The organism is Micromonospora sp. NPDC049662 (assembly GCF_040675055.1).
Classification (GTDB): Bacteria; Actinomycetota; Actinomycetes; order Mycobacteriales; family Micromonosporaceae; genus Micromonospora.
Map to the genome: position 1 here is coordinate 154,108 of NZ_JBFAOC010000002.1, position 12,944 is coordinate 167,051.

General features: G+C 69.2%; 10 protein-coding genes. 3 read left to right on the plus strand and 7 right to left on the minus strand.

Translation table 11 applies throughout. From position 1 onward, the window contains the following. Positions 1-72: 72 nt before the first annotated feature. Positions 73-1,293 carry an MFS transporter gene (locus AB0J36_RS02530; RefSeq protein ID WP_357171929.1) on the minus strand — a complete coding sequence of 407 codons (1,221 nt, stop codon included), beginning with the start codon at positions 1,291-1,293 and terminating at the stop codon, positions 73-75. Between the two features lie 159 nt (positions 1,294-1,452). Between AB0J36_RS02530 and AB0J36_RS02535 the strand changes: the two genes are divergently transcribed. The 3 genes from AB0J36_RS02535 (at position 1,453) to AB0J36_RS02545 (ending at position 4,208) form a co-directional block, all read left to right on the plus strand. Further along, entirely contained in the window at positions 1,453-2,094 is a 642-nt protein-coding gene (locus tag AB0J36_RS02535; protein ID WP_357171928.1) for a CGNR zinc finger domain-containing protein, read from the plus strand. A 123-nt stretch (positions 2,095-2,217) separates the two neighbouring features. Then, positions 2,218-3,105, plus strand: a complete 888-nt coding sequence (locus AB0J36_RS02540; RefSeq protein WP_357124254.1) for a helix-turn-helix transcriptional regulator — start codon at positions 2,218-2,220, stop codon at positions 3,103-3,105. 110 nt (positions 3,106-3,215) lie between these two features. Next, on the plus strand, positions 3,216-4,208 hold the full coding sequence (locus tag AB0J36_RS02545; RefSeq protein WP_363660051.1) for a hypothetical protein: 993 nt from the start codon (positions 3,216-3,218) through the stop codon (positions 4,206-4,208). A gap of 14 nt (positions 4,209-4,222) precedes the next feature. On the opposite strand, the gene AB0J36_RS02550 is transcribed toward AB0J36_RS02545, so the two are convergent. The 6 genes from AB0J36_RS02550 to AB0J36_RS02575 all read right to left on the minus strand — a co-directional run bounded on the left by AB0J36_RS02550 (position 4,223) and on the right by AB0J36_RS02575 (position 12,919). Then, positions 4,223-5,812 (minus strand): serine/threonine-protein kinase, encoded by a 1,590-nt coding sequence (locus AB0J36_RS02550; protein ID WP_363660052.1) that lies wholly within the window; start codon positions 5,810-5,812, stop codon positions 4,223-4,225. A 238-nt stretch (positions 5,813-6,050) separates the two neighbouring features. Further along, positions 6,051-8,927, minus strand: coding sequence for a leucine--tRNA ligase (gene leuS / locus AB0J36_RS02555; protein WP_357394190.1), 2,877 nt, complete (start codon positions 8,925-8,927; stop codon positions 6,051-6,053). Between the two features lie 331 nt (positions 8,928-9,258). Continuing rightward, positions 9,259-10,416, minus strand: a complete 1,158-nt coding sequence (locus tag AB0J36_RS02560) for a hypothetical protein (protein ID WP_363660053.1) — start codon at positions 10,414-10,416, stop codon at positions 9,259-9,261. After that, on the minus strand, positions 10,413-10,862 hold the full coding sequence (locus tag AB0J36_RS02565) for a hypothetical protein (RefSeq protein WP_357124266.1): 450 nt from the start codon (positions 10,860-10,862) through the stop codon (positions 10,413-10,415). The genes AB0J36_RS02560 and AB0J36_RS02565 overlap by 4 nt, the downstream gene beginning before the upstream one ends. 80 nt (positions 10,863-10,942) lie before the next feature. After that, the gene (locus tag AB0J36_RS02570) at positions 10,943-11,857 is read right to left on the minus strand and encodes a phosphotransferase (protein WP_357394185.1); all 915 of its coding nucleotides are present in this window, start codon (positions 11,855-11,857) and stop codon (positions 10,943-10,945) included. Positions 11,858-11,881: 24 nt separating this feature from the next. Then, positions 11,882-12,919, minus strand: a complete 1,038-nt coding sequence (locus AB0J36_RS02575) for a phytanoyl-CoA dioxygenase family protein (RefSeq protein ID WP_357124272.1) — start codon at positions 12,917-12,919, stop codon at positions 11,882-11,884. Positions 12,920-12,944: the final 25 nt, after the last annotated feature.

Sequence of the window (12,944 nt, forward strand, 5' to 3'; positions counted from 1 at the left end):
ACGGGCCGGACCGGCCAGCGGCAAGGTGACGAGTCAGCGATCGCCACCGTACGGCGGCCTGTGCGCGGAGACTCAAGCGTGAACTGCGGATTGTCCGATCGGTTGCGGGTCGGGATCACGACGGGCCGTTCCGTTCGCTCGTCTTCGCCCACGGGACATCTCGTGGCCGGCGAGCAACGCCAACGCGACGGCCGTCAGCAGTCCACCGAACAACGGGACGACGCGTACCCCGGCCGTCGCGAGCAGGCCCGCCCCGATGAGCGAGCCGGCCGCGAGGCCGACGTTGAACGCGACGCTGAGGCTGGCCGACGCCATGTCGGTGGTCGAGGGGGCGACCTGCATGATGCGGTGCTGGATCCCCGCGATCAGTGAACTGAACGACATCCCCGCCACGGCGAGCAACGGTATCGCCGCCACCTTGCTCGCGCCGATCCCGTAGAGGCCGAGCATCGCGGCCGTTAGGAGCCCGAGCAGGCCCAGCACGACACCGAGCGGAAACCGGTCCAGGACCCGACCGACCGCCCAGGTGCCGACGACGCCGAACGAGCCCTGGACGAAGAGCAACAAGCCGAGAGACGCCGCGGCGAACCCGCTCACGTCGAGGAGGAAGACGGTCATGTACGTGAACGCGCCCATGGCGCCGGTGACCGCGAGAGTGGTGGCGACGAGGAGCACGACGAAGCGCTGTCGGTCCGGCATCGGCCCGATGTCTCCCGCACTCTGGCGCGGTGTGACACTCGGCAGGAGCAGGGCGATCGCAAGGCAGATGGCGAAGCCGAGGACGGCCATCGCGGCGAAGGCGGCCCGCCACCCGAACTCCCCGCCCAACCAGGTGCCCAGCGGTACGCCGAGGACCGGTCCGAGCGCGTTGCCGATCGAGAGTCGAGCCACGATGCGGCCTCGAACGTTCGCCGGAAACATCGAGATCGCTACGGGAAACACCACTGCCCAGAAGACGCCGTTGGTGGTGGCGGACACCAGTCGTGCGGCGAGCAGCACCTGGTAGGAGTCGGCGAAGGCCGACACCGTCGTCGCGGCGGCGAAGACACCCAGGGTGCCGGCGAGTAGTGGACGCCGTGGCACTCGCCGGGTGACTCGGGTCAGCGGCAGGGCCACGATCATGACCACGACGGCGTACCCGGTCACCAGCAGGCCGGCCTCGGACCTGGAGCGTCCCAGGTCTGGCGCGATCAGCGTGAGCAGACCGATCGGCAGCACCTCGGTGGTGACGTAACAGAACGTGGCGGCGGACAAGGCGACGAGGGCATGGACCGCGCGTCGAGGGTGCGCCATCGGCTACCTCCCAATCCTCACAGGTCGTTATGTGATTCCACCTAACCATGATTAGACGGTAGCGTGAAGCCATAGATGCTCTTTGTTGTCGCGGAGTGCCGGGCCAGGGCCGCGCGCAGGGCAACCGCCTTCAGCGGTATAGGTGGTAGCCTCGTCGATATGCCCCTCGATGTGTCCGAGCTGCCGTTGGTTGGCGGGCACCCGGCGCTCGACCTGGTCAACACCCTCGAACGAGGCGGCAACTCGCCGCCCCACGACTTCCTGTCCGACAGCTCCGCCCTGCTGAGCTGGTCGGTCCGGGTGGGAGTGATCAGCGACGCGGAGGCCGACCAGGTCGACCGGGCGTGGCACGACGAGCCGGCGGCGGCGCACGCGGGGCTCACCGCCGTGCGGGACATCCGTGCGGGGCTCCACCTCGTGCTGCTCGCGGTCATCACCGACCCGGACGGTGACACCGTCGCGGCCGGTGCCGCGCTGGTCGGACTGCACGAGCGTTGGTCGGGCGCGGCCGCTCGCGCGAGATTGGTGCTCGGCTCGTCGCGGGTGCGGCTGGCCTACGGCACGGTGCCAGCCATGTTGGTGCCCGACCGGACCGCCGAGGCCGCCTTCGACATCATGCTGACCGCCGATCCGACCCGGGTGCGCCGCTGCCCGGTGCGCGACGGTGGCTGTGGCTGGCTGTTCCTCGATCAGAGCCGCAACGGTTCCCGTCGCTGGTGCCGGATGGCTGACTGCGGCAACGTGGTGAAGGCGCGACGGCTCACCGAACGCCGCCGGGCAGCCCGATCCTCGCCCTCGTAGACATCGGGCGACCTTGACGGGCCGTGCGCCGCAGCCGCACGGTTTCCTGGTCGGCCTCGCCCTGCGGTGCCTAGCCCTGGCAGGGAGTGGTTGGCACAGGCAGGGCTGGCGATACTTCGAGTCATGAACGCGAGAGGACAGCTCGGCGACTTCCTCCAGGCCCGGCGCTCTCAGCTGCGCCCGGAGGACACTGGCGTGCCGACCTACGGTGAGCGGCGGCGCGTTCGAGGACTGCGCCGGGAGGAACTGGCCCTGTTGGCCGGAGTGAGCGTTTCGTACTACTCCCGGTTGGAGCAGGGTCAGGCGGTGAACGCCTCTCCTGAAGTGCTCGACGCGCTCGCCCGGGCGTTGCGGCTCGACGACGCGGAACGCCGCCACCTCGGCGAGCTCGCGGCGGGCACCCGCCGTCGGCCCGCCGCGCGTCGCCCGACTCCGGAGCGGGTGAGCCCAGCGGTCCGCCAGCTCGTCGCGGTGCTCGGGGACGTACCGGTGGTGGTGCTCGGCCGCCGGGCCGACGTGCTGGCCTGGAACACCGCAGGCCATGCCCTCTTCGCCGGCCATCTGCCTCCGGAGATCCCCGAGCGGCCGGGCCGGTACGTGAACATGGCGCGGCTGGTGTTCCTGGACGCGCACACCCGCGACCTGTATGCGGACTGGCCCACCAAGGCCCGCGCGGTGGTGGCGACGCTCCGGATGGCCTCCGGGCAGAACCCGGACGATCCGCTGATGGCCGCGCTGGTCGGCGAGTTGACGGTACGGAGTCCGGAGTTCGCCGCCAGGTGGGCCGACCACCGGGTGAAAGCCGGCGGCGACACCGTCTACCAGATGCGTCACCCGCTGGTTGGCGCGATGGACGTGACGCAGCAGACCCTTCGTACCGAGGACGGCCAGAGCGTCGTGGTCGCCACCACCGAGCCCGGCTCCGCGTCCCACGCCGCGATGACGTTGCTCGTCCACGGTGCCGTCACCACCCGTGCCGGCGCTGTCCAGCCGGCTGCCCTGCGCGACTAACACCACCCCACCGGCCGACAAGAGGTGCTCCGACAGGAGCGCCGGACGCGTCGTGCCCGCACCAGGCCAATCACGAACAGCATGAGTAGGGGAGAGAAATGCGCCCAAGAATGATGACCATCGCAGTCGCTCTCGCGGCGGCCGTGACCGGCGTCGTGACCGTCTTCCCGCCGAGCGCGACGAAGGCTGCGACCGCGCCGGCCCCGCCCGCGGGGCTGGCCCGACCATCCGCCCCGCCGGCGTCCTCGCGGATCGCGGTCCACTTCGACCTGGCCAAGGGGCAGATGCCGGAGAACATCGCGGTCGGCCCGGACGGCACGGCTTACGTCACCTTCGCGGCCGCTCGACAGGTCGCCGCGGTCACCCCGTCCGGCGGGACGCGAATCCTGGCGACTCTGCCCGCCCCGGCCGACGGCGGCGTCAACACACCCGTGCTCAAATTCGCGCTCACGACGGGCATCGTCCGGATGGCGGACGGCACCCTCTATTTCCTGTACGCGAGCGGCGATGCCGCCTCCACCGGCCTGTACCGACTACGTCCCGGAAGCGTCCCGCAGCGCATCGCCGCCCTGCCGGCCGGCGGGCTTCCCAACGGTCTGGCGTTCGACGCGGTGGCGAAGAGGTTCTACCTCACCGACTCGGTGCTCGGGACGATCTCGACGGTCGCGCTGGGAGGCGGCCGTGTCGAGGTGTGGTCGTCGGCACCCGAGCTGGCTGCGGCAGGGTTCCTGGGTGCCAACGGCATCAAGGTACGCGCTGACGCGGTGTGGGCGACCAACCTCGACCAGGGCACGCTGCTGCGCATCCCGTCGCGGCACGGTCGGCCCGGACCTGTCCAGGTGGTCGCGACCGGGCTGGTCGGTATCGACGACTTCGCGTTCGTCGGTGTCGGTGACCAACGGGTCATCGCCACGCTGAACGGACCGAACACGGTGGTGAGCATCGACGCGGCCGGTCGGGCGCGAACGTTGCTGACGGCCGGCGACGGGCTGCAGAACCCGACCTCGGTGGCCCTGCGCGGTCGCACTCTCTACGTGCTCAGCGCCGCGTACACCACGGGCGTCGACCCGAACCTGGCCCTGGCAACCCTGCCGCGCCGCTGAGCTGTCCCCGTCGGTCAGACCGCGCCCCGGTCGACCAGGCTGAACGTCGTGTCGATCGGGGCGTCACCGAGATGCTCGACGTAGATCGCTTTCTTCGTCGGGCTCCACTGCACCACCCCGTACTCGTCGCTGATGATCGAGTAGGAGGTGCGTCCCTTGTCGTCCTTGCCCTCCCGGGACAGCGCGAACACGGTTGCGGCGGAGGCGTAACACTCGGCTCCCACCAACGACGCGTACTGCTCTGAATCGATCTTGACTCCGAGGCACGGTCGGTGGTCGACGTCCGGATTCAACGATTTGATCATGAAGTCGACGCCGACCGGCTCGAGCACGAAGAGCGCGTCCTTGCCGGTGCCGTCGCCGGCCTCCAGCTCGCCGTGGAACGGCAGCTTGAGGTCACGGTCGATCTCCACCAGGTGCAGCAGGATCCGCCGCTGACCGGTCAGTATCGCCCGGGTCGGGTCCGTGCTCCTCGACGGTGACGCGGTGGGCGTACCCGATGTGGCCGCCGACACGGAGGTCGCCGGTGCGCTCGCTAGCGGGCTGCCGGTCGGCGTCGAGCCAACGTGATCCGGTCCGGACCCGCTGTTGAGCAGTCGCGGGCCGAACAGTGTGGCGGACACCAACACCGCGATCACCGCCGCGGCTGCTCCGCCCGCCGTGAGCCAGCGACGCCGGCCCCAGCCCGGGCGACCGGCAGCGACGAGACCGGGTGGCATCGACCGCCCGTCCTGGTCAGCACCACCCGCGCCCGGAAGCTGGGCCGACTCTCCAGCACCTCCCGCGTACCCTGCCGTCAACAACCCATCGAGCAGGTCGCGGGCGCTGGGACGAGCAGCGGGATTCTTCTCCAACGCCCGGGAGACCAACTCCCGCAACGGCCCATCGAGCCCGGTCAGATCCGGCGGTTGAGTCAGGATCCGCATCGCGGTGGCGGTAGCGGAGTCGCCTCCGAACGGGTTGCGGCCGGTCGCGGCATGGGCGACCAGGGCACCCCAGGCGAAGATGTCCGCAGCCGGGCCCACCGGATAACCGGACGCGGTGTCCAACCGCTCGGGAGCCATGTACGAGACGGTTCCAACCATCTGGTCGGTCCGGGTGTGCTGGCTCGTCGCTTCGAACGCTCGGGCGATACCGAAGTCGATGACCTTGATCCCGCCCGGCGCCACCAGGACGTTCGCCGGCTTCAGGTCCCGGTGGATGACCCCGGCGCGGTGGATGGCGGTGAGCGCGGTAGCCACCCCGACCGCGATGCTGTGTAGCTGCGCCGCCCCCAGCGGCCCCCGCTCCCGGAGCACCTGGGCCAGGCTGGGGCCCTCGACGTACTCCACCACCAAATACGGCGGGTCGTGGTCCGGGTCGGCGTCCAGAACCTCGGCGGTGCAGAACGGTGGGACCTGGCGCGCGCGGTTCACCTCGCTACGGAATCGGCCCCGGAACTCCTCGTCGTGCGAGAGTTCCGGACGGACGACCTTGACCGCCACCCGCCGTCCCTGCGGCGAGCGGGCCAGGAAGACAGTTCCCATGCCACCGTCGCCGAGCCGGTCCAACACGTCGTATCCGCCGAGGCGGGCCGGGTCACCGGGACGCAGCCCGTTGTTCACGCCCGATGCCCGCAGACCGCGACCACCACGTGAACTGTTCCGCCTATCACCCGTTCCCCTTAGGTCAGTCGGACGCCGACCGCAGCCTATCGTCCGCGGCCGGTGGAGACGATGATCGTCGACAGGTGCAGGTGCCGGGTGTAATTGCCCGAAGGGCAAGGAGTAGCTGTGGTCACCGCTCGGGTCGCGCTCCTTGCCGGACGTAGGTGGCCGGAGTGCTGCCCGGCCACCCACCACGTCAGATGACGATGTTCACCAGCTTCGGTGCGCGCACAACGACCTTGCGCACCTCGGCGTCCCCGAGCGAGGAGACCACCGCCGCCTCGGCGAGGGCGAGACTGCGCAGCTCGTCCTCGCCGATCTCGGGAGCCACCTCGAGCCGGGCCTTGACCTTGCCCCGGATCTGCACCACACAGGTGACCGTGGGCTGGCGCAGGTATGCCGGGTCGGCCACGGGGAACGGCTGACGAGCCAACGACGTGGGGTATCCCAGCCGCTGCCACAGCTCCTCCGCGATGTGCGGGGCCAGCGGAGCCACGAGCAGCACCGCCTGCTCGGCCACCGTGCGCGGCGTGCTGCCCCGCTTGACCAGGAAGTTGACCAGTTCGATGGCCTTGGCGACCGCGGTGTTGAAGCGCAGCCCGGACAGGTCGGCCGCGATCCCGTTGATGGCCCGGTGCAGGGCCCGCAGGGTCTCGGTATCGGGCTCCTCGTCGGTGACCACGAGATCGCCGGTGTGCTCGTCGACGATGGTGCGCCACAGCCGCTGGAGGAACCGGTGGGAGCCGACGATGGCTCGGGAGTCCCAGGGGCGGGACGCGTCCAGGGGGCCGGTCGCCATCTCGTACAGCCGCAGCGTGTCGGCGCCGTACTCCTCGCGGATCTCATCCGGCGAGACCGCGTTCCGCAGCGACTTGCCCATCTTGCCAGCTTCTCGGCTGACCCGTTCGCCCTTCCAGTACCAGCCGCCGTCGCGCTCCTCTACCTCCGCGGCCGGCACCGGAAAGCCCCGGCTGTCCCGGTAGACGTGGGCGGTGACCATGCCCTGGTTGTAGAGCCGGTGGAACGGCTCGTCGGACGAGACGTGCCCGAGGTCGAAGAGGATCTTCTGCCAGAAGCGCGCGTACAGCAGATGCAGGACGGCCTGCTCTGATCCGCCCACGTACAGATCAACTCCGCCGTGCGGCTTGTGCTCCGTCGGCTCCATCCAGTAGCGGTCGTTCGCGGGGTCGACCATCGCCTGCTGGTTGTCCGGATCGATGTAACGGAACTGGTACCAGCTCGAGCCCGCCCAGTTCGGCATGGTGTTGGTCTCACGCCGATAGCGTCGCGGCCCGTCCCCTCGGCCCAGATCAAGCTCGACCTCGACCCACCCGACGGACCGGGACAGTGGCGTCTCCGGGGTGCTGCTCAGGTCCTGGGGGTCATAGGTGCGCGGAGCGTAGTCGTCGATCTCCGGCAGCCGGACGGGCAGCATCGATTCCGGCAGCGCATGGGCGACGCCGTCCTCGTCGTAGACGATCGGGAAAGGCTCCCCCCAGTACCGCTGCCGGCTGAACAGCCAGTCCCGCAACCGGAAGTTGACCATGCCTTCGCCCGGACCATGCTCCGTCAGCCAGGCCGTGATGCGCTTCTTGGCCTCGGCGACGGTGAGCCCGTCCAGGGACACCGACGTGTTGGCGGAGTTCACGAGTCGTGCGTCATGGGAGACCATGGCATCGGGCCACTCGGCCGGGTCCGTGCCGCGTCCGTCCTTGGGCTCCACCACGCAGCGGATCGGCAGTGTGAAGGCGCGGGCGAACTCGAAGTCACGCTGGTCATGGGCCGGCACGGCCATGATGGCGCCGGTGCCGTACCCCATGAGTACGTAGTCGGCCACGAAGATGGGCAGCAGTTCCCCGTTTACCGGGTTACGAGCATATTTGCCGACGAACACGCCGGTCTTGGCGCGATCCTCAGCCATCCGCTCCAGTTCCGACCTGCTGGCGGCCTGCCTCCGGTACGCAGCGACAGCCTCGGCGGGTGTGGCGTACCCGCCGGTCCAGGTTTCCGGAAGCGACGACTGTTCCGGCCACGTCGCGGTCACCAGTTCGTCCACCATGTCGTGCTCGGGCGCCAGCACCAGATACGTGGCGCCGAACAGGGTGTCGGGACGGGTGGTGAAGACGTCGATCGATCGCTCGACGCCGTCGACGGCGAACTCGACGCGTGCGCCCTCGGAACGACCGATCCAGTTGCGCTGCTGCAGCTTGATCGCTTCGGGCCAGTCCAGCCCCTCCAGGTCGTCCAGGAGGCGATTACCGTACGCGGTGATGCGCATCATCCACTGACGCAGCCGGGTGCGGAAGACCGGGAAGTTGCCACGCTCGGAACGCCCGTCGGCGGTGACCTCCTCGTTCGACAGCACGGTGCCCAGCCCCGGACACCAGTTGACGGGCGCTTCCTTGGAGTAGGCGAGCCGGTACTCGCTGAGCACCTCATCCTTGTCGAGCGGGGACAACTCCGCCCACGCCTGACCGCCCGGCACCGCGCGCTCACCGCGCTCGAACTGCTCCACCAGGGTGTCGATGGGCCTCGCCCGATCGAGCTCAGGGTCGTACCACGAATTGAAGATCTGCAGGAAGAGCCACTGCGTCCAGCGGTAGTAATCCGGTTCGATCGTCGTGATCGAGCGTCGGTAGTCGTAGGACATGCCCAGCGAACGAAGCTGGTCGCGGTAGCGCTCGATATTGGCTTCGGTCGTCACCCGCGGATGGGTGCCCGTCTGAATGGCATGCTGTTCGGCGGGCAGCCCGAAGGCGTCGTACCCCATGGTGTACAGGACGTTGTGGCCGTTCATCCGCATGAAGCGCGCGTAGATGTCGGTCGCGATGAACCCGAGAGGGTGCCCGACATGCAGCCCCGAACCGGACGGGTACGGGAACATGTCCATGACGAAGCTGCGCTTGGGACCGGCAAGACCTGCCAGGTTCCCGGTGGGGTTGGCGGCGTAAAAGGTGCCTTCCTTCTCCCAGCGCTGCTGCCATTCCAGCTCGATACGGCCGGCCAATGCGGCCGAATAGCGGAACGGCGGCGTACCGTCGTTCTCCGGGTGCTCATGACTGTTCGAAGTCATGTCGCTCATCGTCCTGTATCTCCATCTGGTCCGGTCGGGCCTGGCCCCGACTCGCGTGGACGCGGAAACGCGTGCGGGCTGCGCTCGGAAAAGGAGAAGAGCAAGCCCCGGTGCCCGGAGGCCTAGCCGCACCTGCTCCGGGGGCTGTCATTCAATTGCTCCGGGACTGCTCGGCGCTGCTCGGGAAGACGCAGTCGCGACGTATCCATCTGGAGAGACTAGCCTAGTACCTCAGCCCGAGTCGTCGACGTTGGCTGATCTGCCGGCCCGATGCGTTGCGCGGACCAGGACGCCGACTGTCGAGCATGGATGGTCCCGAGGCCACGGCGAGTCACGCAGGTTGGTAGGACCGTCGTACGAGGTGCTGGCCGACGAGATCCGGGGCGGGGGCGCGCAGGACCCGCAGCGACCCGCGAGTCGGGCGACCATGTACGGCGTGCGCGCCGTGGATGATGTCGGTCAGCCGTCGCGTCGCGCCGTCGGCGAGCAACCTGTCGGCTCGGCCGAGCAGCTCAGGCAGGTCCTGGTGAGGGTCGTCGACCGGGTACCAGCGGGAGTAGTCCTCCACGAGAAGCGCCGCCCTGGCCTGCCCCGGCACCCAGAGCACCGGTGCCAACGCGCCGGCGGGGACCGGCCTGCGTTCCACCCGGCAGCGCAGCCCGGTGTCCGTGCTCTCCGCGCGGGGGTCTTCGCCACGAACATGGACGTGAAGGGGCGCGACCGTACTTCCGAAGGCCGCGGCGAGTCCGGTCTGAAGCTGGGCCAGGAAGGCCAGCAGACGTCCCGAAATCCCAATCTCGAGGACTGCGGTGTCCGGGGCGTCGAGGTGAGCGAGGAACTCCGGCCCGAGCTCGTAGGCCAGCGACCACGGCTCGAGCGAGTCCCGCGGATCGGGCATGAGGGCCGCGAGGCACCGATCGGCGTAGTGAGGCGGCGGAGGCTGCTCGACGAGCAGCAGGGGAGCGCCGACCGCGGCAGCGATGCCCGCCAGGATGTCCTCGACGGCCGCCCAGCCCTCGGCCAACTGGCCGCGAGGCACGACGACGTGCATTGCCATGAACGGCGCGATGTACTCGTCGCGGATCAGGGGCTCGGTGCGCGCGACCGGTCGGTAGATCCCACTCGCGGACACGACGGCACGGGCGGTCCGATCCAGCGCTGCCGCCCGAAGCCAGCGCAGGTGCGCGAGGTTGAGATCGAAGAGTACGGGTCGGCCGTCCTCCAGCAGGTAACAGTCGAAGTTCTCGGACATTGCACGGGCGGTGTCGAGTCTCGTCCGGTCGCTCATCACCGCGTCGTGCGCCACCCAGTCCACGGACCAGTGCGCGGCGACGAGGTCATGGAAGGTCGCCATCAGGCGCTCGGCCAGGTCGAGACCGTCGCCGGTGAGATTGGTGTAGCCGGCGCCGATGTGATGGCGGCTGAGATAACCGGCCGCGATCAGTCGTCGCCGGTAGGCGGGGATCTTCCGGCTCACGTCGGGGATCATCGGGCAATCCTCACTGCGCATGTCCGGACCCGCCGCAACACCGACGTCAGGTCGGTGGTCTCGTGCGCGACCTGCCATCCGGAGGAGGCGAGAACGGTCATAAGGTCATCGCTCGTCGAGTGCTCGGGCCGCGACCATTCCTCGGCGAGCAGCACGTCGTGCTCGATGCTGCCGTCGGTCCCGAGAGCATCGCCCACGGAGTACACCGCCAGGGGGAGCCGCTGTCGGCGCAGGCGCTCCCCGGGCACGAGCTGGAAGTCGAGACCCACGGTGCGCACCGAGAAGGCACCGGTGGCGCCGGCCGCGGTCGTGAAGTGTTGACGGGGCCCGAGGCGTGAGCCCGCCGAGACCGGGATGCCGACGAAGGTGCACCGGTTGTCGGACCATGGCGCGATCAGCGGAGCCGACAGGCGGTCCCAGTTCGCCGACCTGAGCGTCTCGTGCAAACCCCGCAGGCTCGCCCACTCCCGCGGATCGACCCGTCGCAGGCCCATCGCACGGGCTTCGGCGTACGGAGCGGGCCGGTTCACGGCTGCCTCGGGTCGGCCGTGCCGTCCGGTGCGTCGAGCCCGAGTTCCCGCGCGGCCCAGTCGAGTGAGATCTTCCCGAGATCGCGCTGGAGCAGCCGACGACCCGAGGGCGGGTCCGTGTCGGGAAGGCCCATCTGGGAGCACCAGTAGCCGGCGAGCACGGCCGCGAACTCGCCCTGCCCGGCCAGCACCTGGTCCGGCAACGGGCCGCCTTCCCTTCGCAGGCTCGGCAGCCAGGCGCAGATGTCGAAGACCGGATTGCCGATCGCGGCCCAGTTCCAGTCGACGATCCGGACACCCACCGACGTGAAGCACAGGTTGTCGCTGCGGATGTCGAGGTGCAGCAGAGAGGTTCCGTCGACCGACGCCGCGGCCGACGCCTTGCTCAGTGCAGGTAGGGCCCGGTCCAGCCAGCCGGCCGACACCAGCCCGGTCGCGAGGAACGGGTTCCTGTCCTCAGCCACCACGTCCCAACCACCAAGCAGCTCGACGTCGTCCCGCAGGAGCGGAAGCGGGAAGTCAGGTTCGATGGCATGGACCGCGTCGAGCGTTTCCAATACCAGGCTGATCATGGTGGCGTCCCAGGGTGGGGGCCACTGCGCGTCGTGCAGTCCTTCGAGAACGAGGACCGGGTGACGGCTTCCGCCCGCGTCCCAGGCGATCGCCTCCGGCAACCACGGCGCATCGACGCGTTCGTAGATGACCGCCTCGTCCCGGAGCCATCGGGCCGTGAGCTCGTCCGTGGCCGCCTTGACGAACCGGGGGCCGCCGTCGTCGCCGACCACCAGCCATCGTTCGGCCCCGGTAAAGCCGCGCACCACCTTCTGCCAGTCCCGGACGGGACCGAGGAGCAGCTCCACCCGGCGTACCAGATCAGCCGGTGGGCGGTCCTGGGCCAGTTCACTTCTCATGTCGATCCTTGTCGGTCTCCGGCACTACACGACCGCGTTCAACGACGCGAGCAGCTCACCGGCGAGCTGGCGACGAGCGGGGTCCGGGTCGTGCACAGCCATCCGTTGGAGGGAAGAGATCGCTCGCGTGTCGCCGCGCCTCGCGTACTCGATCGCCTGTCGGTTGCGCTCTTCCTCGTAGCGGAAGTCGAACGAAACGGTCCGTAGCTCCGGCCGATCCCAGTGGTACTTCAACGACTCGTTCTCCCAGGCGGAGTAGAGCGCATCCCAGGCGAGCGCGGAGGTCGACGGTGCGAGGCTACGGTCGCAGATGGGCTCCGTGAGCGGCTGGAACCTGAAGTCGGTCGATATCCGGAACCGGTCGGAGCGATTCGGCAAGCCGCGGTGGACCGTCAGCGAATTGAAGATGACGACGTCGCCGCGGGTGAACTCGCCGCTGCGCCAGTCCTCGTCCGGGACATCCTCGATCACTGTGCCGCCGGTGCCGCGGGCAGGGACACTCGGTCGTACGCCGCAAAGGTGCGAGCCCTCGGCGACGGCCAACGGCCCGTCCTCCCAGGAGACGTCGTGCAGGGGCACCCAACAGGTGTACGCGTTGGTCGTGCCCTGCACGGACACGAAGTCCTGATGCGCCGGCGTGGTGAAGTCCATGTTGCGAGGAGCGCTGGAGGCCGGAAAGACGATGCGGCCGATGGGGCGAGGATGAATGAGCGCGGCCTCGCCCAGGAGCGGCTCCAGGAGACTGTCCCGTATCGAGTGGCCCACGCTGTGGAACGCCTCCGACCGGTACGCCTGGTGGTAGACGCGTCGGTAGTTCTCCTGCGGCTCGACGGTGAACTTGGCCGGATCGGCTCGCCGGTCGGCCGGATCACCGAGGAACCAGCCGTTCTCGCCGATCGGTCGGGTGAAGTCGGCGAGTACGCGTTCGAGCAGCTCGGGATTCACGACCTGACGGAGGAAGAGGTAGCCGTCCCTGCGCAGTCTGCCGAGCAGCGCCCCAGGATCGTCGAGATCCGGGGTGGAGTCATGGAAAGCGGTGATCTGGTGCCTGTCTTCTGTCACCGGCCCTACCCCCTCGGGAGGATGT